The sequence below is a fragment of the Enteractinococcus coprophilus genome (assembly GCF_006716305.1).
GTDB lineage: Bacteria > Actinomycetota > Actinomycetes > Actinomycetales > Micrococcaceae > Yaniella > Yaniella coprophila.
The window spans coordinates 800,963-825,169 of sequence record NZ_VFOU01000001.1 but is presented as its reverse complement, the minus strand read 5'-3'; the positions used below and the strand labels follow the sequence as shown (position 1 = coordinate 825,169).

General features: G+C 58.1%; 15 protein-coding genes. 3 read left to right on the top strand and 12 right to left on the bottom strand.

Annotation, left to right across the window (positions count from 1 at the left end):
• Nucleotides 1–76: 76 nt before the first annotated feature.
• The gene (locus tag FB556_RS03730) at nucleotides 77–502 is read left to right on the top strand and encodes an MFSD8-like MFS transporter (RefSeq protein WP_141864843.1); all 426 of its coding nucleotides are present in this window, start codon (nucleotides 77–79) and stop codon (nucleotides 500–502) included.
• 22 nt (nucleotides 503–524) lie between these two features.
• Here FB556_RS03730 and FB556_RS03725 read toward each other — a convergent pair whose 3' ends face one another.
• The 7 genes from FB556_RS03725 to FB556_RS03695 all read right to left on the bottom strand — a co-directional run bounded on the left by FB556_RS03725 (nucleotide 525) and on the right by FB556_RS03695 (nucleotide 10,614).
• A complete protein-coding gene (locus FB556_RS03725; RefSeq protein ID WP_141864841.1) occupies nucleotides 525–1,898 on the bottom strand; it encodes an NtaA/DmoA family FMN-dependent monooxygenase in 1,374 nt (457 codons plus the stop codon).
• Nucleotides 1,899–1,948: 50 nt separating this feature from the next.
• On the bottom strand, nucleotides 1,949–2,479 hold the full coding sequence (locus FB556_RS03720; protein WP_141864839.1) for a hypothetical protein: 531 nt from the start codon (nucleotides 2,477–2,479) through the stop codon (nucleotides 1,949–1,951).
• A gap of 99 nt (nucleotides 2,480–2,578) precedes the next feature.
• Nucleotides 2,579–3,277, bottom strand: a complete 699-nt coding sequence (locus FB556_RS03715) for a hypothetical protein (RefSeq protein ID WP_141864837.1) — start codon at nucleotides 3,275–3,277, stop codon at nucleotides 2,579–2,581.
• A 72-nt stretch (nucleotides 3,278–3,349) separates the two neighbouring features.
• Entirely contained in the window at nucleotides 3,350–3,604 is a 255-nt protein-coding gene (locus FB556_RS03710; RefSeq protein ID WP_141864835.1) for a hypothetical protein, read from the bottom strand.
• A 400-nt stretch (nucleotides 3,605–4,004) separates the two neighbouring features.
• Entirely contained in the window at nucleotides 4,005–4,682 is a 678-nt protein-coding gene (locus FB556_RS03705) for a hypothetical protein (RefSeq protein WP_141864833.1), read from the bottom strand.
• A 5-nt stretch (nucleotides 4,683–4,687) separates the two neighbouring features.
• Nucleotides 4,688–10,198: a DUF6531 domain-containing protein gene (locus FB556_RS03700; RefSeq protein ID WP_141864831.1), complete on the bottom strand. Its 5,511-nt coding sequence runs from the start codon at nucleotides 10,196–10,198 to the stop codon at nucleotides 4,688–4,690.
• Nucleotides 10,199–10,329: 131 nt separating this feature from the next.
• Complete coding sequence (locus tag FB556_RS03695; protein WP_141864829.1) at nucleotides 10,330–10,614, bottom strand: pyrophosphorylase; 285 nt, start codon at nucleotides 10,612–10,614, stop codon at nucleotides 10,330–10,332.
• Between the two features lie 458 nt (nucleotides 10,615–11,072).
• On the opposite strand from FB556_RS03695, the gene FB556_RS03690 reads away from it, so the two are divergent.
• Entirely contained in the window at nucleotides 11,073–13,049 is a 1,977-nt protein-coding gene (locus FB556_RS03690) for a serine/threonine-protein kinase (protein ID WP_141864827.1), read from the top strand.
• A gap of 126 nt (nucleotides 13,050–13,175) precedes the next feature.
• Nucleotides 13,176–14,498, top strand: a complete 1,323-nt coding sequence (locus FB556_RS03685; RefSeq protein WP_141864825.1) for an HNH endonuclease — start codon at nucleotides 13,176–13,178, stop codon at nucleotides 14,496–14,498.
• 189 nt (nucleotides 14,499–14,687) lie between these two features.
• Here FB556_RS03685 and FB556_RS03680 read toward each other — a convergent pair whose 3' ends face one another.
• Genes FB556_RS03680 through FB556_RS03660 form a run of 5 tightly spaced genes read right to left on the bottom strand, consistent with a single transcriptional unit; the run spans nucleotide 14,688 to nucleotide 23,969 of the window.
• Nucleotides 14,688–15,032 (bottom strand): DUF1307 domain-containing protein, encoded by a 345-nt coding sequence (locus FB556_RS03680; RefSeq protein WP_141864823.1) that lies wholly within the window; start codon nucleotides 15,030–15,032, stop codon nucleotides 14,688–14,690.
• A 2-nt stretch (nucleotides 15,033–15,034) separates the two neighbouring features.
• The gene (locus FB556_RS03675; protein ID WP_141864822.1) at nucleotides 15,035–15,292 is read right to left on the bottom strand and encodes a hypothetical protein; all 258 of its coding nucleotides are present in this window, start codon (nucleotides 15,290–15,292) and stop codon (nucleotides 15,035–15,037) included.
• Nucleotides 15,293–15,333: 41 nt separating this feature from the next.
• Complete coding sequence (locus FB556_RS03670; protein WP_141864820.1) at nucleotides 15,334–19,665, bottom strand: type VII secretion EssC family protein; 4,332 nt, start codon at nucleotides 19,663–19,665, stop codon at nucleotides 15,334–15,336.
• A gap of 27 nt (nucleotides 19,666–19,692) precedes the next feature.
• The gene (locus FB556_RS03665; protein ID WP_141864819.1) at nucleotides 19,693–21,081 is read right to left on the bottom strand and encodes an ABC transporter substrate-binding protein; all 1,389 of its coding nucleotides are present in this window, start codon (nucleotides 21,079–21,081) and stop codon (nucleotides 19,693–19,695) included.
• Entirely contained in the window at nucleotides 21,078–23,969 is a 2,892-nt protein-coding gene (locus FB556_RS03660; protein WP_141864816.1) for a hypothetical protein, read from the bottom strand. The genes FB556_RS03665 and FB556_RS03660 overlap by 4 nt, the downstream gene beginning before the upstream one ends.
• Between the last annotated feature and the right edge of the window lie 238 nt (nucleotides 23,970–24,207).

Genomic DNA, 24,207 nt, shown 5'->3' with positions numbered 1-24,207 from the left:
GCATGACCGACGACGACACCACCGTCGTAGAATCGACTCGATCCTACCCCTGCCCCAGCCGTTTGAGGAGGCACCCGTGAGCCACGCGCAGCCCGTTGAACCCAAGGCACCCAAGACGGTGGGCCAACGCCTGGTGGGATTAGCATTTTTACTCATGGTCTTGTGGTTCCTGGTGTTGATTCCCTTTGGTTTCATATCGATGGGCGCCGGCTATCCCAGCGATCTGCGCTGGGGCGTCTGCAATGTCACGCAGGCCACCGCAGAAGAAACCCGCGACGACGAGCTCCCCTGGCGCATCGTCCTCGAATCCACCAACTGTCCCACCTTGATCTATACCGATGGGCTCACCGATGACAACGCCGAAGGCCTGGCCAACACGTTCGAGCAGGCACCGTATGAGGTGCGCGTGCACGAATCCGCGATCGACGTCGACGGCAGCATCCGCTATGCCAAGGAACTGAAAATCCACTCTTACCGGCCAGCGCCACAGGAAGGAACGTGATCCCATGCCACGGACCGGGCTTTTACAGGGATCTTTTAGATCCTCGATAGGCACCCCCGGTGGAGTCTTGTGGCAGCCAATCTGTCCCGAATATGCGACCACGAAGCGTTTGAGAGTGAGCCTCGTCCTGTAATGCCGCCCCAAGGTGTCCACGTGCTCGCAGTTCCGGCGTGACAAACTGCGCGAACGCCGCCATATCCGGGCCACGGAGCGCGTAGTCGATGTTGAAGCCGTCAACACCAGCTTCTCTTACCCACCGTTCCAGTTCGTCGACGACGGTCTTGCCGGATCCTACAATGACGGGACCGCGAGCGCCAATGGACATGTATGAGGCAAGGTCAGCAATTGTCCATTGGCGATCAGGATCCATCGAGGTAAACGACTGCAACGCAGAACGGTTGCCTTCAATATGCACGTCTTGGAGCACATCAGTCGGTTTAAACTGCGACAAATCCAGGCCCGTCCAGCCAGCAAAGAGGGCAAGTGCAGCGTCTTGATCAACGTATTGGCTGTAGTCGCGGAAGCGATCATAGGCTGCTTCATCTGTGGCTGCTGCGATGACTGTCACCGAGGTGATCAGACGTGCTGATGCTCTGGAACGCCCGGCAGCCTGCATCTGTTGTTCTACCCGATCGACTAGCTGTCGCACGTTTTCTGGTGAGGTACCCGAGAAGAATAGGGCTTCTGCATGTTTCACGGCAAACTCGATACCGCGAGGCGATGATCCTGCTTGGAAGAGTAATGGTGTGCGCTGTGGGCCCGGTGTCACCAGGGCTGGACCCGGGACAGTGAACCAGTCACCGGAGTGGTCAATCGGATGGACTTTTTTCGGATCGATATAGGTGTTACTGGTGACATCACCAACGATCGCATCAGGTTCGACGGAAGCTTCCCATAAGCCGTAGACGACTTCCATGTACTCATCGGCGCGGTCATACCGTTGGTCATGTGGCAGCATGTCTTCGCCACCGAGGTTACGCAGTGCAGAGCGCTGGTATCCGGTGACGATGTTCCAACCGATCCGCCCATTGGTGAGGTGATCCAAGGTGGCAAACGTACGGGCTAATAAATATGGCGGCAGATACGAGACATTGGCCGTGACCCCAAAACCGATGGTCGAAGTTTCGGCTGCCAGGGCACTGATCAACAGTAATGGATCAAGTGCTGGGTATTGCATGCCAGCACGAATTGCCGTTGTGCCGGTGCCTTCATAGACGTCGTACAGGCCCGAGACATCCGCAAAAAACATGGTGTCAAAGCCTGCTTCTTCCAGCATGACCGCATGTTTCTTCCAAAAATGCAGATCAGAGTACTGGGCGTGCTGCGCCTCTGGATGGCGCCACAATCCTGAAGTTTGATGAGTTGGGACCAACATGTCCAAAGCACTGAGAAACATGCGTACAGTATCCCACGGCGTCCGAAGTGAATCGAATTGTGAGACTCCGATCACTCGGTGCTTCCAGCCCGGTTGACATAGGACTTTGGCGGCTGTATCAAAGCTTGGAGTCGGTCTAGCTCTTCGGGATGAGCATCATAGAACGTTTGGTGGTTCTGGTATGCATGACGTGCGAGCGAATTGCGGAAGGCCTGGGCGGTACCTTCCCATTCTGGATCATCAATATCGAGGTTCTTGACCTTTATGCGGCGGTACTGCAGCTCTTCCAGTAAGCGAATGTAGACCAGTGTGTAATCGAACCGGTTGTAATCGATATTGATTTTTGTATCCCCGCCATATACCTTGAAGCGCCCAACTCCGGTGTCGATTCGATCTACGTTTTCAAAACGGATCTGACGGTTGAACAGCTTACCGAACCGGGTCCACACTTTGTCCCGATCCACCCCAAAACGGCGGAACAGTCCCATCAACAACAACAGGTAACAAAACAGGGTGAATAACCCGGGCAAGATGACCGAGAAGATATCGTCACTCGTGCCGTCAAGATACTCACCGATGAAACTCGGTACGATCAGCGTCATGAGCAAGCTGAGGAATAACCCAAGCGGGACCCAGATCTTTCCCTGTGAAAAGACGCGCGACCACACCGCATGGCTGAGTTGTAAGCTTTACCCCGCACACTATCCTTGCGCGGCGGGGGTGCCTTGATCCTTCAGTGGGAGTTTGGCGGCTCGACGCACCTGCACCAGTGATCGATGAATGGTGCTCGGGTCTTTCATAATGCACGCCACTACGTAGGCGGTCAGCCAGCTGAACCCAAGGAAGGTGGCATAGTCTGCTCGTTCCAGGAAGGTAACTGCAAGTACGACTGACACCAAGAAAACCGCGTAAAGACGCCATCTTCCGGTGAGCAGTGCAATGACGCATCCCGCGAGCGACCCAAATAATACGACCCAAAGTGTCTGTTGTGCCACCTGACCGTGGACAACGACGGGGACAACCACGGTATAAACGGTTATGACAATACCTGCGATAATCCAGTTCGGGACATGGAATCTGACCAAGCGGCCTCGCGGGACATCCGCAAGCGAAGAATACTGCTGTGCTAGTCCTTTCAGCCGGTGGACCGCCAATTCCAACAACTCTTGGCCACTAAGGGCCCAGAACATCAGCCCGGTAAACCACCAAAGAAGCGGCAGCACCTCAGCCGCGAAAAGTTGAGTCACAGGTGAGCCGAAGAGCAGGATGGCCAAACTCGGCAGCACTATCCATTGAAACGCCACCAGCTGTGAGGCTCCAAAGCTCATCACCAGTGCGATGAGCATGACACCGCGAGTGGGCAGGTACTCCCCTAGGGGTTCTGCATTCGTCGGTATCAATAAGGCTCCAAGAAAGAGCAGCCCTATGAGGCCCCACCGAATCCTGCGAGCTGTTAACACCTCGGCACTTCCTTAATCCCCACGAAACCAATCTATCGTTTCCTCAACGGTATGGGTTACTGCGCCGCTGACCGTGGAGCCTGTTACAGCCCCTTGGACCAGTCTTCCAGCGTTCGGTCCGGCCGGTGAGATGAGTCCATCGAGTGTGCGGACACTGAAATGCGAGGCTTGCTTCAGCGTGGTCATTGCATGCTGACTCGGGAGATATTTGGATGTCAGCGGCGTGGTGACCCCGGAGGTGGTGCCTGACAGCAGAGCATTCGACATGGATATGTCTCGTCCAGAGAGCACATCGTTGAGTACAGACCCCGCGGCACCGCTGGTGGAGTTTATTCCCGATTGCAATGTTGTCGCCAGTGTCGAAGTAGCATTCTGGCCCAGGCTTTTAGCCAACGTTCCTGCGGCTGGCCCTCCTACCCCTGATAAACCACCGGCCACACTGCCCGACACGAATGAAGCAAGGTAGCCCTGCAGACTTTTATCTTCTGCGGTCAGAGCATACGGGTGACACCAGGCCGCCCGGTCTGATCGTCAGGCTGGAAGCCGCTCATATCCAGTCCTTATTTCGCATGCAACCCACTAGTCAAGACACAGCCCATGAGCTATGCGTGATTCTGACTATCTGCAAGATGTCCCAAGATAAGGGCCGGTACATCATGGCCTAAAATCAATTGCTATACGACGTCGGCGGCTCAATCAAGGCCTGGAGCTTATCAAGTTCCTCTGGATGGGTTTCATAAAACGCTCGGTGGTTCTCAAACACGTCAGAAGCAAACATATTGCGGTGCGCTTGGGCAGTATCTTCCCACTGAGGATCATCGATATCGACATTTTGCAGTTTGAAACGGCGAACCTGTAGTTCTTCCAACAACCGGATGAACACTAGCGAGTAGTCGAAACGGTTGTAGTCGATATTGACCTTGGTGTCACCAGCGTAGAGTTTATATTGCTGAAATCCCACACCAAACCGATCGATCTGGTCAAAGCGGACTTCTTTGCGGAATAGTGCTCCAAACTTGGTCCAGACTTTCTCACGGTCCACCCCAAAGCGACGAAACAGTCCGTGCAGCAGCAGGACATAACTAAACAGCGTAATCAGGCCCGGAATGATGATCGAAAAGATGTCATTGCTACGGCCAGCTACGTAGTCGCTGATCGGAAAATACATCACCAAGGTCATCACCAGGCTGGCAACTAGGCCCAAAGGCACCAAAATTTTGGCTTGCGAAAAAACCCGTGGCTCCTCCGGATGACCACTCATCTTCCGCAACTTGCGCTGCGTAGTACCACTAGCCGCACCTGCCGCAAGCCCTGCCCCGGCACCTAAACGTGTTGGCTCAACCATGCTGATTACTCTCCTTGAGACCTTGGCAAATGCATCTCTGGAACGCTTGTGTTCATGCCCGAGCCGAGTGTTGAGGCCCCGATATTCACAATGTCTGCGGTGCGCTGCCCTGGGGTCAAGCCCTCATCCGATGCTCCTTGTACTTGCCAATCAGCATAAGTCGTTAATGCATCAGCCGACACACTTGGCACAGCGTCACGAGCAAACGCAGATGCTCTGTCGCTTAATGGAGCACCGGCTGTCACATCCGTTGGCATGCCAAACACCAGTGAACCAGATTTTACCGTTGATGAGACAGTAGTGTTCAACAGGCCTTGACCGTTAGCCCACACAAAGTCTCTCATGTTGAGGTCTTTATCTGGATTTGTTGCAACGTCCACAAAGTATCCTACGTTTGCAGTCGTCATATTCGAGACAGCATCACTGGCCAGACTGCGAGTGAAGTTATCTACCGCCATATTGGTGTTGGTAGCGGCTTCAACTTTCGAAGCAGCATCAAGTTTTGTGTTGCCATTGAACTTAGCCCAAAGGCTATCACTACCTTTCACGACGGCAGCATCATCCGCGTGGTTACCAACAGCGTTTCGTGCCGTAGATGACTTTTTCAGCAGCATCGACTTCGTCAGGTTGCCTGCACCGGCTCCCAGCCCACCCATGGCTCCACCCACAGCGGCATCCACACCGACTTGCTTCCAGTTAACTTCACCATTTTGATATTTCTGCGTCCCGATCGACAATCCGCCAGACATGAATGCCCCCGAAATGATGGCGGCACCGACCGGCCCGCCAACACCGGTTGCCATAAAGCCAATGCCGACAGCAACGGCTGCACCTGCTGCCAAGTACTCCCAGTTGTCTTTGGTCCAATCGACTGCGGCATTAAAGCCGGTGGCCAGCGGTCCTTGAAGACCATCGGCATACTCTTGAAGCTCGGCATCCGTTACCGGGCTAAGACCTAACGGATCTAGGGCATGCAACGGATCATTTCCGGCATAGGAGTAGGGGTTTGCGGACCAGCCAGCACCCGGAGGCGGAGCCAGCGGATCGACCGACAAGAAACCTCTTGCCACCGGATCGTAGGCTCGAGCACCCAGCCATTCCAGGCCTGCAATCTGGATTCCACCATCAGCACTGAGACTCATGCCGCTGGTATATGACTCAGCGGCAGACAGGGTCTGCCATGGTTCTGCACCGTCAGTCGCTCGCACAGTTCGCCAGCCGGCAGCCTGCCATTGGTCGCCCAGACCGGTGAAACCCGCAGGACCGCGCAACACGGCGGTATCATCTACACCCATGAGTTGCGGCACCGCTGTACCAAGATCCCAGTGAAGACGGTTGCCATCCACTTGAGTCAATTCACCCAGTGCATTGACCCACAGGTTGGTTTCATGCTCGCCATCGGTGCCGCGTTCGGTCACGCTGGTCAACCAACCGCGAGCATCCCACACATAATCGGTGATTGTCTCGGGTGTTAGCTCCTGGATGCGGCGTCCCTGGCCGTCATAGAGATACTGTGTCTGAGTACCCTCAGCATCCATAATGGTCTGTAATTGACCGGCAATATCGTAGGTCAGATCGCGTTGACTGCTCGGTGACGTTTCCCGGATGAGTCGACCACCCAGATCATAAGTCCAGGTTTGTTGGCCGACCAGTGACGTAGCGCCGATCAGTTGGCAGGCGTCGTCATAAGAAAACTCGGTGACGCCGTCCGGGCCATCCAACGCGGTGATACGTCCAACGTCATCACGCGAAATCTGCGTCCTGGACACGCCCGAGTCATCGCTGCGTGTATGAGTCACAGGGAAACCATTGGCGTATTCCCAGGTGTGGAGCTGTCCATCCGTTTGCGCTTCGCGGACTCGGCCTGCAGCATCGTAGGATAGTTGAATCTCTGGCAGGTCCGGATGGGTGATCCGGGTGATGCGACCCAGAAGATCCCTATGGTACTGGGTGCGACGACCGGCATTGTCTATCATTGCCGTCCGGTTGCCAACGACGTCGTATTCCCACTGCGTGGTGTACTCGGCCTGACCGATGGTGGTCGTACGGCGAGTGCATTGTCCGCGCAGGTTCATAACCAGAGTATGGGTGGTGGGGGCATCGCCGGTGTAATCAGCGAAGACCACGGTGCGCGCATGCTCGTTGGGTTCGAGTTTGGCGACCCAGTGGTCATCAATTTTCATCCCGATTTCACGGCCTGCTGCGTCGTGGACCCATTGGGTGATGTGGCCATCAGGATCCGTCTGCGAGGTTTGCCGACCTGCCGGATCGTAGGTTGCGGTGGTGGTACGGCCAAGCGGGTCAGTCACCGAGGCAATTTGATCTAGCTCGGTATAGGTATATCGCGTGACGCCGCCTGTTGGGTCGGTGACTTGTGTCAGCCGACCGCGGGCGTCGTATGCATAGGTTGTGATACCGCCGACGCCGTTGGTGATTTTGGTCAGTTGACCTGCAGCGTCGTATTGGAAACTGCGTTGGCCATAGCGGTGATCTTGGATGCCAACTAAGCGGCCGAGTTTATCGTAGCGGTAACGAGCCACTCCGGAACCTGGTACCACCCGGCGGATGACTCGGCCGACAGCATCGTACTCGGTGGTGGCGACGTCGCCAGCCGGATTGGTCATCTTGATGACCCGGGAGTCGGCGTTATATGTCAGGCTGGTGCGGCCACCGGTTGGATCGATGGCGGTGACTGGACGGCCGCAGGCGTCATATTCGTAGCGGGTGGTCAGGTCTGCAGCCGTAGTGATTGCAATGATCCGTCCGGCCAGGTCGCGCTCAATTTTGGTCAGGCCGCCGTCGGCAGCAACCAGTTCAATCGGGCGTCCGCAGGCATCGTAGGAGATCAGTTCTACAGCCCCGTCATGGTGTTTGACCTGAACGGGACGGCCATATTCGTCATGGTTGATGGTGGTTTGCTCGAAGGCATTACGTACGGTGGCGATACCATCTTCACGGGATCGTGAGACTCCGCTGCGCACACCGGTGGGGTCGATCAGGGCGGTGACCTGACCGTTGACATCATATTCGCGGGACCACACGCCGCCGGCGGGGTCGATGACCTCGCGTAGGCGGGACAGCGCGTCGTGGGTGAAGGTCCACTGGGTGTCATCCGGCAGGGTCACGGTTGATAGATTGCCGAATTCATCAAAATCTTTAGTGATGGTGCGTCCGAGTTGATCGGTGATGACCGCCAGATCGCCACTTGGCCCATAGGCCAGTTCGGTGCGTCCGCCCAAGGGGTCGATCAGGCCGGTGACTTTGCCACCGGCACCGTATTCGAAACGCCAGATTGCGCCGTCGGGGTCCTGGCGCGATGCCAGTGCTCCCTGGTCGTCGTAGCGGTATTCCGTTACGGCACCGCCGGCAGTGATGGCTTGTGTGACGCGGCCAGCATGGTCGCGCACGAGTTGGACGGTATCTCCAGCTGCGTTGGTCACGGCCGTCATTTCACCGTGCTCGTTGTGGCTAAAGGTCAGTTGTACACCCTCGGGGTCGATGACCTGGGTGAGCAATCCTGCTGACCAGTTTAGCTGGGTGCGTCCGCCCACTGGGTCGATAATGATCGAGGGGTTACGGTCGGCAGCGTTGGCGTATTCATATTCAACAACACCACCGGTAGCAGTCACCACAGTGGTGACTCGGTCGTGCTCGTCGTAGCCGTAGGTGATGTCAGCACCTTCAGGGGTGACGGTGCGGGTTTTGCGGCCACGATCATCATAAGCGTGCACGGTGACTTGGCCATCACGCTCGGTGGCCGAGACTATATTGCCGTGTGGATCATAGGCCATCGACTGCCGGTTGCCCTCGGCGTCGATAATGCCCACCAACCTGCCTTTACGGTCAGCAATCCAGGTATTGGCACCACCACCATCATCGGTGGATACTGAGGTGACCCGGCCGCGCAAATACGCAAACCGCACACTACGACCGTACGGGGTCAGCTGACGGGTCACCCGCCCCTTGGCATCGTAGGTGTTGACAACTTCAACAACGCCATCAGCCGCGACCACCTGGTCGATCAGACCGGCGTCATTCCAACGATACGTGCGCGTACCGGATGCGCTGGTCACCTCGGTGAGACGACGCTGGTCGTCATACAGGTATTCGATGCGGCGGCCATCCGATGCATGCACACTGGCCACCCGGTCAGCAGCATATTCCACGTCAATAAACCGGCCACGGTCATGACTCAGACGGGTGATATCACCGGCATCATCACGCACCACGCTCACGGTCGTACCCGGCCCGGTACCAGCCGCCACCCAGATGCCAGTCGGAGTAAAAGCCCACCAGTTGCCTTCGTTATCGGTCACCGTCAGTACACGATCAGGCAGCCCGACAACACTGGTGAGTCGCTGCGGCAATGTGTCCGTCAGCCAGTAGTTTTCGCCAACCCCGCGATCCCAGCCGTCACCGGCGCGTGGGAAGGTAATCTGGCGGCCGTCTTCCATGATGAAGCGGGCGCCTTCGTCATCCAGCTCCAGACGAGTATCCAGCACCGAGGACCAACCGAAACCGAACACGCCGGTGCGGTCATCCAGGGAGTTATACATGCGCGAGAATCGCAATGATGCAGCGGCGTCAGAAAACACCAGATCATGCTCGGGTTCTAAGAAGTTCCCGGTCGAGGTGTTGACCGGGTCGTCGGCGAAACCGGTGGTCGGTTGCGATCCAACAGCCGAAAAGGGCTCAATCGTGAGGTTATCGCGATGCGAATCGACCCCGGCGTTGGCCAAGGTAGCAGCAATCGACGCGTCGGCCATCGTAATGCGGCCTTCACCACCGGCGGCTTCAAAAGCTTCAGCAACGAGTCCAGCCCACTGAGCGTCGTTGGCGTTATCTTCTAGCCACGAATTCATCGCGGTCAAAACCGGCTGACCGTTGAGGTAACCCCACGCGCTATTACAGCCGGCCTCGTAGTCGCTTAACGCGCTCTGGAATTGCGAGACAGCGGTCGCCAGTTCATCATCGAGTTCTCCGGTGCGCGTCTGGAAATGACGCAAATCAGTAGGCGCCGCAGACGATGTGCTCGAGCTACCGGCCGGAGGATCGATTTCACGTCCCTTCACTTGGACGACGTCGCTTTGAAAGTTTGGTGGGTCTTCCGCCGGCGGTGGCTGCGGATCATCGCCGCCACCGAACCAGGTGGTGACTTCATGCCATGCGCCAACCAATAAGTTATTCTCACGCTGGCGCTGACGTTCTGCCCATGCCCGGGCCTCTTCGCGGCGTTGATCTTCGGCTTCGGCGGCTTCTTTGAGCTCGACTACCCAACCAGCCAACTGCCCCAACGCATTGGCGACCTCGCGGCGACCGTCTGACGCGACCTCGGCGTTACGATCAAAGACCTCAGAGTAATATCCGCGAAACTCTCGCATCGCGTACCACACAGCAGACGAGCGGGAGCCTTGTTGACCATATAGCTTGCCCTGCAAGTTGCTTGCCTTGGCTTTGAGCGTGTCAGCTGCTGCGTAGTTATAGCCCGTTGGTTCGTTGCCGCCGATGCCTGACATGAATTTTCTCGCCTTCTGAATTCTTACAATGCCGCACAGTGAACATGACGCCGTACTGACGTCGTGAAAGAACAGGGAACCGGCGTGCCGAGAACGCAGAAGGTCTCGACACACCGGTATTCGGAAGCGTGTTAGGCGCCGCCACCTGCGGTGAAGATGTCTTGGGAAATGCGGTCCAGCTGATTGCGCAGTTCTTCCAGCTGTTGCTTGGCGTTGTCCAGGGCCGATTTGGTTTCTGGCCAGGTGCCATTGCGGAAGGTTTCTGCCAGCGGGCCATCCCAGACGTTTGGATCCGACAGGACACGACCCTGGGTGTCCAGGTTGGTGATCTGATCGGTAAAGCCACCATTGACGATGGACTGGATCTGACGAATCGCGGTTTTCGCTTCTTCGGTTGATAATACGCGTGTAGCCATCGGAGCACTCCTTGAAAAAGACAACAAAAGGCCACCCAAAATTTGGGCACCATCCCAGCGAAGCAAATATTTTCAACTAATTTCAATCCATGTCACAACATGACGCCCACTACCGAACCAGCATAAAAATAGTTCAAATATGAATATCAGCATCGAAGTGTCTGCCACGGATCATCGCTAATCCGCCTAAAATGGCCTGTTGACTTGGTGCAATACGTAAAGCTTCAAGATACTCCGTTGACTAGGACCGGCAGGATCGATACGGCACACCACCCTTGAATCATCAAAATGTTCACTCATTCTTCAAGAATCCTTAACCAAAAATTGATCTAGTACATCAAGAGATTAACGTCAGATCGACGGCACAACATCGGTCATGTACTCGTTGAGGAATCGCCACGTTGATACGATGCAACAGTCTGCATAGTCCCTGTCATAACAGTCCGGAAGGAGCGTAAATGTCGACTCCACAACCCGGCGATGCACTCGGCGCCTCCTACCGGCTCGTCAAGCACATCGGTTCAGGTGCCGCCGGTGATGTGTGGTTAACAGAATCCACGCGCGACGACGCGACCTACGCGGCAAAAATCTTGAAGGCAGAACACGCCAACGATGCGGATCTTGTGGAACGATTTGTTCGCGAACGTTCCGTACTCATCGGGTTGCGCCACCCAAATATCGTGGCGGTACGCGACCTGGTCGTCGAAGGTTCAACCCTTGCGATTGTCATGGACTACATCGCCGGGGGGACGCTGCGCGATCTCTTAGCAGCCCAGAAGACCCTACCGGCCGCCGAAGCCCTCAACCTCGCAGCCCAAATCTTTGATGGGCTGACCGAGGCTCACCGCCTGCAGGTAACCCACCGCGATATCAAACCGGATAACGTCCTGCTGGCTGAAGCATGGCAACCCGGTCAGAGGCAGACTGTGCGGGTGACCGACTTTGGTATCGCCTCGGTGGTCAGTGCCCGCCAACGCCAAACCTCCGGCATGCTGGGCACTCCCCAGTACATGGCGCCAGAAATCATTAGCCACGGCCATTCCACTTCCGCCGCCGACATCTACTCGACCGGTGTGTTGCTCTATGAACTACTATCCGGCCGAACCCCATTCGACGGTCCGGGTACCGACTTCACCATCGCGTACCGTCACGTCACCGCGCTCCCTCCGGAACTCGATATTCCGCGTGAGCTCTGGCGCGCCGTCAATGACCTGCTGGCCAAAGATCCGCGTGATCGACCCAGTGCCGCAGAAGCCGCAGCGACCATGCGCCGTCTGGCACCGAAATTTCACGACCTGCCTGCCCTTGCGCCCGCTGCGGTTGCCGAAGATTTTGTCGAAGCAGAACGTCCTCGCACCATGCTGCGCAGCGACCTGCTCCACGAAACAAACCTGACCGGCGACGTCGAATCATCCGTCGCCCAAGATGCCCCCGAATTAGGCCCGGCCCCGCAGCATACGGTTCTGCGCCCCATGCCGGTAGCGCGTACCTCCGAACCGGACGAACCCGCCACAGAGCAAACGCCGGCAGACGAGCAGCAGAGCTGGTTCACGAAGAAAAATATCGTGCTTGGTCTTTGCGGGCTCGTATTACTGGTCGCGCTCGTGGTCGGCGGTATCTGGTTATTCACCGGCAATGCCGACGACGCGCAAACGGCCTCCGACACAGCTTTGCAGGCGAGCCAACAAGATCCACCATTGCCCACCGGGCTGGCGGTGTCTCGTCAGGCATCTTATGATCCTGATGCGGAACAGATCACCGTCGAAATCACCTACTCGGCACAGCGAGCACCCCTATCGGGCCAGTTCTTAGAGGTCTTGCCCGCCACGGATCCCGAAGCGGAAGCGTGCCCAGCGGTGAGCTGGGAGGGCGCGGCTGCCAAATCCCACCAGACTTCCAACACCGGCCTTCGCGCCGAATGCGGGTGGCAGTTGGACGGCGTCGACATTCCTGCCAACGACCAGCTCACAGTAACGGCGACCCTGCCCGGCAGCATAACCGATCAACAAGAGCTCAACGCCTGGCTCGAGGCCGCCGCCCAGGCGACAAATACCGCCTTGCACAACCCGGATGCGTCGTCCACCGCTTATCCGGTGCAACGCCTCATGGATATCCGCGTTGAAACACCATCGCGAACCGTCTCCCAGACCCCGCTACCGATCACCTTGCTTCCCGTATGGCCAAGCGGCCCGGATGAGCTCAATCCGCTGTATCAAAGCCCCTCCTCCGGTTCACCATCCAAGATGCTGCAGAACATTGCCGGTGATGAGTCGGGCGTACGTTTTTCTGATAACTGCTCAGGCGCCGTCGCCATTTCCTCTGACGGTTTAACAGTGACGGCGCTATCGGTCACCCCGCAGTGCAGTATCCACGCATCGGTCGGAAACTTCACCAGTCTGCAGAGCTCCCCGTTGAGCATTACCACGCGCGACTAGTGTTTCAATAGCACAAAACAGCACTCACGATGGTGGTTTTCCACAGCGTGGTGTGGTGGGGTGGAGTTGTCCAAACGGTGGGTGATGGTGGCTTATCGTGTCCGTGTGGCTGACTAGGGTTGGGGTATGGAAACACGGGATGAGGTCGCAGGAGACGTGGTGCAGCGGGCGATGGCCGTGCTGGGCTCGTTACCGGCCCCGGAGTCCCCGGAAGCTTGTATTGATCGGCTCCAACTGGTGGAACAAGCCGCCCGGATGCTGCGGGGCGATCAGGCGCTGACGACCTCGCGATTCGTTGACTACCGGCATGCTGACGAGGCCGCGTTACGGATCCCTACCTCGCAGCGGTGCAAGGGCATTGAGGCCGAGGTCGGGTTTGCTCGGGGCGAGTCCCCATATGTGGGGGCCGCGTTGACCCATACGGCCACGGCACTGTGCACCGTGTTGCCCCATACGTTGGCGGCGCTGACCGAGGGTCGGGTCAGTGAATTTCATGCCCGGGTGGTCGCCCAGGAAACCCTCCATCTGTCTGATGCCCACCGCCGGGCAATCGATGCTTTGATTGCCCACCGGTTGGGCAAAGCCTCCACCACCCAATTGCGGCGGCTCATCCAGGGCCATGCCTACCGGTTAGATCGGGCCGCCGCCGAAGCCCGGGCCGCAGAGAACACATCCCGGCGCCGGGTGTGCAAAGACCCCGCCGGGGATGGCCTGGTGTATGTCACCGCTGAGCTGCCCTCCCACCAAGGGGCCGCCGTGATGGAAACGTTGACGCGCCTCACCAACCAACGCCTCGACCAAGGCCAAGCCGTGGATGCCGATGGCACACCGTTGACCCGAGACCAGGTGATGACCGATCTGTTCGTGGAGTTACTCACCGGGCAAACCACCGCCAACGGGGTGCAGGCTGAAGTCATCGTCGTCATGCACGACACGACCTTGTTCGGGGCCGATGACCTGCCGGCTTGGTTGCCCGGCGACGGCCCGGTCCCGGCCGGGATGATCACCGACTGGCTAGCCGACCCAGCCGCAAACATCTTCTTACGGCGGCTCTACACCCGACCCACCGATGGGCAACTGGTGGCCATGGATTCCCGGCGCCGACACTTCCCCAAGAATCTGACCAAAATGCTGAAAATCCGCGACGATGTCTGCGCCACACCGTGGTGTAATAGCCCGGTCCAGGACGCCGATCACCGCCACCCCTGGGCCGAAGGTGGGCCCACCAGCTGGGAAAACGCCACCGGACTGTGCAAACGCTGCAACCAACGCAAAGAAAATCGGGGTTGGACCTACACCGGCACCGTGGATGAACTCACCGTCACCACCCCCACCGGACACACCTACACCGTGGACACCCGCCCACCACTGGCCGAACTCAAACACTGGAACAGCGACCCACCCGCACCCCTCGGTGCCATCGACATCGCCTGGGCTGATGCAGCCTGACCACATGTATGCACCGCTTTGGGATGCAACAGACCCGGTCAAAGCTCAGTGCTGAACCCAATAATTACTTCACCAGCGGTGCTTACCCCTCGGGGGCCGCACCGCTGGTGAATCCTGTTCTTAGCTTCGAGTTGACCAAGACTCCACGTTGAATTGGGCCATAATGTTCATCGTGTTTTTGGCCCAGTCCTATTCGACTTCAGTGAAACCTTGCTGCTCAAGGAGCTTACGGCTTTCTGACAGGCTGATGAAGTCGGCAACACCCATGTTTTCCGAGCCTTCGAAGCCAAGCAGGCCCTCCAGGTCGCTCATATCTACAACTTCATAATCAACTGAGACTTCCTCAACGGCAGAGGTCTCACCGTATTCCATGCTTTGGTCATACCCTTCGATCCCGGAGGCCTGATCCAGCATGGGATCCAAGATTTCCTGAGCCTGAGCTTTATCCGCAAATCCGGCTGCTTGGTAGTCGATCACGTTGCGGGTGGTCTGTTTGATGACTCGGTCACCAACTGCGGTGTAGATAAGCGTCATTTCTACACCGTTCTGGCTTTGCGTAAAGGCAGTTTCGGTCGTTTCACCCTGGCAGCAGGGGTGTCTGGGGTGGTCTCGACCGGCTCAACGCTGGCCTCGCTCGGTGTTGCTTCAGCTTCGACCGGCTCAATATTGACATTGGATGCGCCGTCGCTCGCATTACTGCCGTCATCGCTGCCACACCCCGACAGAGCAAGCACTGCGACAAATGGCACAACTGCCAGAGCTGCGAGTTTCTTCGAAGAGCGAGTGATGGTCATGGTTCTCCTTAGAACACTGATACGCCGTGGGCTTTCCACAACTACAACTTGGCTTGAGATTCCAGAGGTGGCTGGGACGATTCAACATGATCGGTCGGGCTCATCGATTGGATCAGCGACACTGAACCACCAACACCGGCATAACCGCGTCCGGTGGTCATGGCGACCGGGGCGCGGCGCGGGATCTTGACGTTGAGCAGGTCGCCGTCAAAATCCACATCGGGTTGCAACAGGACACCGCACCGAGCTTTGGATAGCTTCTTGGTCCAGTGGCCATACTGCGAGCGCAGATCTCCGGCCCGTCCGGCGGCCACGACGCACACTCGAGGGTTCGTGGAGGTCAATAGCCCGGCGATCGACTGATCGGCGTCGTCAACGCGTTCGGCGTCATCAATGAGCAGAAAGACGGGGCCGGTTTCGAGTCGTAGGAGCGCGAGCATGCCGGGGATGTCGTCGGGGGTTTCAGCAATCTTATCCAGCGGCAGCTCCCCCAGCGGTGAACGCCGGTTGGAAATACCCCAGACGGCGGGGCGCTGGCCAGCCGGGGCGTTGAGTAGCAGCTCGGCGATCGCACACAGCAGGGTGGATTTACCACTGCGGGCGGGCCCGGCGATGAGGATGTGTTCTTCTTCGAAGACTTCCAGCATGGTTGGTTGCAGGGTGTCTTCGCTGATGCCCACCGGAATGCGCAGCGGTTCCTCTGTGAGGTCCAGGTGTGGGGCCAGGGTGCTGGCGGCGACGTTTTCTGGCAGGACACCGATGACGTCGGCCTTGGCGGGCGCATCGGCCCAGCGTTCAACGGCTTCTGTGACGGCGGCTTCGAGACCCTGGTCTGGGGTAGCGATATGCATTTGCAGCAGAGTGTTGACATCAACGCAGCGGCCCGGCACCTCGGATGGCACGTTCTTGCCTTTGACGCCCAGTGCCGAGTAGTCGTAGGCATCGGCCAGGCGGTACACCCAGCGCTGGGTGGTCACCTCATCCATGGCTGGCGGCACAGCTTTCGCGCGAGTAGTGGTGACGACGAAGTGCATGCCCACCGCCGGCCCGTCGGCGTAAACCCGGTAGAGGGTTTCGAGGTGTTCTTGGCCCTCGAAGTCGGTGAACTCGTCCTTGAACGTGGCCAGCCCGTCGAACAGGATGACCATGTCGCGCTGTTTCACGCTCGTTTCACGACGACGATTGAACTCGGTGCGCAAGAATCGCATAAAGCGCACCTGTTGTTCTTTGGCACCGGGGCCGGCACCCACATACGCCACGGTGTGCGGGAGGCGCTCAAGTTCGGCCAGTCCGCGGGAACCAACATCCAGGCACAGCAGGTCGAGTTCCTGGGGTGGCCGCGTGGCGGCCAGGGCCAGGCCGATGCTGGCCAGGGTCGTCGTCGTACCACTGCCGCGTACGCCCATGAGCATCAGGTTGCCTTCGTGCATATCCCAACCGGTGGCCGACTGGCGTTGCAGATCTGGCTCATCGGCCAGCGCGACCCGTACGATACCACGATCTACGCCGCCGACGGCTGGAACAGGGCGGTCCTGCGGATCTTCGGCGGTGTTTGCGGTATAGCCGTCGAGGCGGACGCGTTCGCCCAGTGCCTCGGGCCAGACCTGACGCGGTGGGGCGAACCCGGCGGCCTGGTTAGCGGCAATGACGGCGTCGATGAGCAGATCAAAATCGTTCTCGTCGCTGCTGGAGGCTTTCGGTACCGAGGTTTCGCGTGGGATGAGCTGCCCGAACAGGCCGACATCTTGGATCTCAACCTTTTCGGTGACGTGTTCTTGGGCCTTGCCGGTGACCAGGGCGGTCTGGACCGGGGTGATGTCATCCTGGCCCAGTTTGATATAGGCGCGGCCCATTTGTGAGCGCTCGATACTGGCCGCATCCGGTACGCCGATCACATTCGATGAATCCTCACGGCTCTGCACCCGCAGGGCCACGCGCAAGTTGGTGTTGGCCAAAATGTCCTCATTAACCACACCGGCCGGGCGCTGGGTTGCCAAGATCATGTGCACACCCAGGGTACGACCAACCGCAGCCACACTGACTAACGAGGCCAACACATCCGGGAAGTCCTTGGCCAGCATCGCGAACTCGTCAATAACTAACAACAACCGCGGCAGCGGTTCTGGCGGATTCGTGGCCAGGTAAGCGGGTAGGTTATCGATGTCCTCGCCGGCTTGGGCAAAGAGTCGTTGACGACGTTCCATCTCGGCCTCCAGCGCGCGCAAGGCACGGTCGGCCAACTGCTCGTCGAGGTTCGAAATCGTCCCGATCGTATGCGGGAGTCGTTCGGCCGCCTTGAATGCCGCGCCACCCTTGAAGTCAATGAGAATAAAGCTCAGCGTCTCGGGGCTATTGCGCGCAGCCAGCCCGGCAATAAAGGACCGTAAGAACTCGGACTTACCGGAACCGGTCGTCCCACCGACCAGACCGTGCGGCCCGTCCTTCACGATGTCTAAGAACACCGTGCCCTTCTCACTGACCCCCACCGGACCAGACATCCCAGGTGAACGCCACAGGTCCTGAATCGTGTCGGCGTTGAGCTCTTCGACACCAAGCAGCTCGGGCAGGCGGACCAACGACGGCAGCGCAGCACCCGGCACCACGAGTTCCGGATCTTCAAACTGCGCTAAGCGACGCGCACACGCTTCGGCGTCTTCAAGACTCACACCCGCCAAAACCACGTCGTCGACATCAATGAGGTTTTCGGGGTGGTGTACCGACGCCGAAGCATCCTGGCCGACCTCAATCACCGTGGTACAAGCCGCCGGCAGCTGGTCGGTCGTCGTCGCAATAACGATGCCACTGACCTGAGTGCGCCGCTCATCGGCACGTAGGATCCGCACGCCACCGGTGTCCCGGCCGTGGCCCAGCAGGTCACGCGCCGGCGAATTGCGCCCCTCGGTCAACACCTCGGAATCAATCACCAGCAGCAGCCCGTCGGCGGGCAGCCCGTTGATGTTGTCCATCAAGCCGCGCAGCATCGCATCGCTGGCATCACGCTGATTCGACATCCAGTGCGCACCCGAAGATGTTCCGGGCTGTTTGGTGTGCGGCAACCAGGCGGCCCAATCCCACACGTCCTCGCGCCCATGATCGCAAAACACGCCGACGCTGAGATCCGCCGGTCCCACGTGCACGGTGGCTTGGACCAGCAAACTACGTGCCAACGCCAGCGCACCCTCGCGATCACCGACAATCCCAACCACCCCGGCATTCTTCAGATCCACCAGAACGGGGGCTGCAGTGAGCTGGCTGGCGTCTAGCACTTTGCGCACGCGTTCGTGATACTTCTGCGAGCCCCGGTCATCGAGTTCCGGCTGCCACGGAATATCCCCGATCCCGGCGTGCAAATATAGGTAGTCGGTCGCATCGGGACGACGCTGCCACATCAACGTGGACGGCAGTGCCAGCCGGCGCATCACGGTGGCCGGATCTGGAATGAGCTCGTGACGTCGCTGGATCTCCGCGGCCGCGGCATCGGTTATTTCGTGGTCGAAGTCCTTGATCGCCTGGCTGAAGCGTTCTTCTTCGGCCGCGAGGTTCTTTTTCCGACGGCGCTTTTGCTCAAAGTACATGCCGATCGCCATCATCGGGCTCAGCAGCGCAAACAGCGCGAACCGTGGATTGCCCAGTACCACCACGAGCACACCGGCCATGATGAGCGGCGCGATCACCGTGACCAGGCTAAAGCGCGCCTGATCATTGACCTCTTCGGGTGCAGGCGGCTCAATCGCTTCCGGTTTCGGGGGCAAGCCGGGACGCGGCGGTCGGTTGAACGGAGCGGTGCCCGCCGGGGTGAGGTTCTTCAGCGAGCCCGGCGCCGGAGCCACCGGATCGTGCCGGAATGGTTCAACCGATAGTATGGCGCCACCGGCCTGCACGGTCGCAGCCTCGGTGACCACCGTGCCCTCGCCATCGACCGCCACACCGTCGACATAGGTGCCATTGGTCGAATCAGAGTCTTTGATCAGCGCGCCGTCATCGGTCAGCTCGATCGTGCAGTGGTGCCAAGACGCGCTTTCGGTGGGTAACACCAAATCAGCCTGGGGTGCCCGGCCAATGACCAGCGGGCGGTGATCGGGCACTACGACAACGGTTCCTACGGCAAAGCCACCGGAGATCACGACATTCCACCCCGCAATGTTGCCGGTCTGCTCGGGCGCCTTCCGGGAGATCACCGAACCCTCAAGAATCGTGCAATCAGCCAGGGTCGTCTCCCCGGTTACCGGCAACTGATCAACATAGAGCCGATCGTCGTCGGCCAGGCGGTACCCCAGCGCAGATTCGGTCAGATCGGCAAGGGTTGCCTGCGGCTGGAAGCCGTTCAAATTGACTACCTGTGATGACCCATCGAGGTCGAGCAGAATCCGCAACGCCGCATCCTTCCTAACTGATTAGGGCTAGTCGATCCACACCAACGCGTCCGAGACTTCATCGTGGGTCGGACGTAAGCCAAGGCGCTGCGACGACGCATTGAGCACCGTCGGTCGCGCCTCCACTGCGTGGGCCTGGGTAAAGTCTAGAGCCGGTCCAGCAATTCCATGCCCAGCCACCAGGTGCAAACCACCCAGCGCCTTGGCCACATCGGCAGGGTCCGTCCCGCCGGCAGTGTCCAGCGCTTCAGCAAAGGCGAGCACCGCGTCGTGACCGCGCGTATCAGCAACCGCCGCGGTTTCGGCGAGAGGAGTATCCCCGGTCAGATTGGTGATCGACTCATCGCCCGCAAACTGGCGGTTGGCACTCAAAAACGCCGACATCGCACGGCTCTGCCCCGAGGTCCCCAGCGCCACGCCGTCATCAGCAGGCACACCGATTGTGCGCAAATTCGACGACACCGTACCGCCCAGGTCTAACAATGTCTGTTCAAAGCGCGGACTCAACGCATGATCAGTCAGCAGGATCGGCACTGAAACATTGCCGGTCTGCAGGGCAAACACCACGCGGGCCTGCATTGCGGCCGACCCTGAAACCACCACAGCATCCGCCGGGTTTTGCACCACGGGGGCGGGTTCTTGTTCGTCTTCTCCCCCACCCGTATACGCGCCGTTGCCATACGGGTTCGCCCCGGTGCGCAGGGCGATGTCTTTGGCAAAGTCATCGACATTGGTATCGACGGTGAACGTCACCGCATCCGAAACATCCACGCCCTCGGGCAGCTCAGTACCCGCGTTAATGTGCACGGGCCGCTCGTATTCGGCAACCTCCGCCGCCAGAACATCGACCGTATCTTGTGCTGCTGGAGCCAAGGACCACACGTGCTCCACGCCCTGGGGTACGGTCTCATACGGCAGAATCACCGGCACGCCAGCCGCTGATGCAGCCTCCAGCCCGTCGCTCACATGCTCACCGGAGCTGGCATAAATAATCCCGGAGACGCCCTGATTGATCAGGCTATCCACCGCATCCACACCACCGGATGCCGTCCCCAGGTCATCCTCGGTCACCAGTTCGACGTCGTTACCACCCAGTCGAACCCGTTCCTGCGCGACGACGGCGCCCTGAGCAGCCTGATGCCACTGCGACCCGTCAATCCCTTCGGAACCCAGCGTCAGCACCACGCCGATCTTGGCATTCTCGGGAGGCGCCACTTCCGAGAGCGCAATCGGCACCGTCACCGCAACCGGGTCCGGTCCCTGATTCGCATTCGCCCGCACCAAGTAGCCGACCAATAAGACCAGGACAATGACGCCCGCAAAAATCGCGAGCAGGAGCGCGACGCGTTTCTTGCGCTTCGACCCGGTCTCTTCTTCACCTACAACATCATCGAGTTCTTCAGCTGCATGACTCATTTGCTGTCTCCGCCGATGTGGAACGCGTAAATAGTCTGCGTGCGCGCGCCATTAGGCACATCAAGATGGAACGCCGGCAGCGTGCCCGCAGCTTCCAGCGACGCCGAGAACTGCGCCTGACGCAGCATAATCTCCGCGATATCTTCCGAACGCACATTCGCATAGCCTGCAGCACGCTGTGACGCCAACGCCAACTGATAGTCCGCGGTGTTCGACATCGCCGAGCTTGCCGACATCGAACCGAGAATGCCCGACCCCTGAATCTCTGGATCACCCAAGTCCAGGATGACGTTACTCAGGCTCGCGCCCAGCTGTGCCGAAGCACCTTGAAGGTCACGCGTCGACGACGTCGTGGATGCGTGGATCGATTCCAGAACGTTCGTCGTGCTCTTGTTCAGTGCTTCCGTTGTTGCGCCCCGCTGCTCTTCAAGCGACTTCTTCTGCTGATCCAGCTGATTCGCTGTGTCATTGACGACGGCGTCCGAAGTCGTGGCTAGTCCAGAGATTGTCGTGTTGTACGACTCGGTTACAGCCTCCTCCGCGTTGTTGATTCGATCCGTCACGATACGAATCTGCTCGTTAACACGCTCGGGGAATTCGCTTGCGGCATCGTCAACGACTTCTTGGAATGCCTCCGTGATCTCTTCCGGCAAATCATTCTCATACGTTGCGAGGACCTCGAGTGCCTCCTCTAGCTTGCTTTGATGCTTCGCTGCACTCTTTCGAGCTTTTTCAATCTTGCCGACTAACTTTTCTACTCGCTCGGCTTCATCGCTTGCCGCATCCTTAAGTTCCTCGATGTCACCTATCAGTGCCTGGATATCGTCGTTGAGGGACTGAATATCTTCCCCAACGATGCCTTCCAGCTCTGTTAGAGCTGTATCAATATCTTGCAGAGCGGCATCTATTTCATATGCTGCAGTGCCCTCTACCACGACATCAAGATCCTGAGCAGCGTTGTTCCAGTGTGCTTCTTGGTCTGCACGGAACTTTTCTAATTCTGTTTTATACGATTCGCCTACCAATGCAGCAATATCCGATGTCATCGACTCGCCCGGTTTATCGGTTCCAGCGGGATTCTGGTCGTCACAGTCGGTACCAGTGAGCTGGAAACTGATCTTATTTCGAGGATCTGCTGAGGCATCCTCCGTCGGGGAAAAACTTTCACAAACTTCTTCTGCAAGGTCGCTGTAGTCACCGGCTATACTGTTCGCTTCACCATCGATGCGTTCGAAATGCTTGCCAATTTCCTCATTGTGCTGGTCGACGCCTTCTAGCGCAGCAACACTATGTGATGGAAGAACATCCCCAATGCTCGCGAGCTCCTCGCGAGCATGCTCGATATCGCGCGATACGCTATCCCAGGTCACCTCAGGTTCCGTAACGTCCAGATTATCGGGATTTCCTGGCTTATTTGTCCCGCCAGTTTTCTCCGAGTCAAGGATTTTCTGCAGTCCTTTATCAATTCGTTCCAGCCGCTTGCCAATCTTTTCATTGTGTCGATTAGCTTTCTCAACTTTTTCAGGTTGTAGTTTACCGACAATCTCATCAGCGGCACCGACGAGATCTCCTAGTGAGCTTAAGACCGAATCCTGTGCAGCGAAGAGCGCACAGGTGATTGAAGTACTGTTTTCCTTACATACTTCGGCGTCCGGAATTTCAGGTCCCAGGGTGTCTTGGATACCTGAAACGATCTCGTCGCGGCATTCAGCGTTAGCATTCGCATAACCCTCAAGTTGGGCGCCGAGAATCAAGAAAGTCGAGTAGAGCGAACCGTTTGATTCGGCGTCTTCAACAGTGGCGGCGCAACCCTGACCCGTCACCAGTTTTGGTGCGGTCGCTTCGGTATTGCCCATCATGCCGCTCATCGAGGATACGATTTCAGCCAACTGCGAGTTCATGGCAGTTTCGGCGCCACTTAGGGAGCCGTCAACCTGAGCTTCAAGCGCGGTAAGCTGCTCACCAACGCGCTGCATTTCGGTGACCATGTCGTCAGAGTTCTGACGCAGCTGCTGCGCAGCGTCGACACCCAGAGTCTCAGAGGTGTGGTCGAGGTTCTGACGAATCTCGGTGATGGTTGTACCGGCACGGGTCAGCACTTCGTTGATCTCAGCCACCAGTTCAATGGCTTTTTGCTGCATCGCGTATTCGGAGCCAGCGCTGGTGTCGAACGCGGAAGTCAACATGCCCTCAAATGACATGTCGGTGTGGAAGCCGGCCTGTACGGCCAGATCAAATTCTGGGGTGGAAAAGTCTTCAACGTCAGCGACTAGTCGAAACGTGGTGGTCGCTTCAGACTGTGGCGGAGCAAGGACGGTGCCCCATTGGACGACGGCGTCACCGTCGGTGGTCTGGCTGACCACACCGTTGGTGGTGTTATCGGATTCGACGTCGACCACCACACTGCTGGCGGTGGTGTCTTTCAGTTCAACGGAACCGGCGACGCTCAGGGGCGTACCAACCAGCGCTGAGGACTGACGTGATTCACCTGCGACGTCGTAGGTCAGGTCAGAAGAGTTCAGGGTGAGGTTTTCAACCGTTACAGCGATTTCGACGCGACCGGTGTGGCCTTCCAGGTCTTCGAGGTTGGACCCGCTGCCCTCATCGGTCGTGTACTGGGTGGAGACCCGGACAGGAAGATCTTCAACGACCTCTTCCACGGTGTAATCATCGGTGCTGTTATTCGATCTGCCCGAGAGTTCATCGAGGTATACCGCGTTGCTGGCGACCTCGGTAATCGCGCCAGCAGGGTCGAGGTTTACGTCCACCGACTGGATGACTTTGGTTGCTGCTGACTGATCGAAGCTCGTCCCACCGCAGCCGGATAATCCGAGCGCCGCGATGATGAATATTCCGGTGCCTCGAACGAGACGTCCTACCCGTGACATACGGGTTCCTCCTCGAATAATGCGGTGTGATGATGAGTCATGATGGAATGCCTTTTTGAAACGACAAATGCCGCCAGATGACGCACTCGGTCGAGTATATCGGAATTACATGAAAACTTTGGTTATATGCAGAGCTACAAATATGAACAAAATGAAAAGACTACATTAGACCAAGTCAAAGATAGAGCACGTCTGCCGCGCGATGAGTCACACTTAGACACGCTTCTCAGCTCAGTTT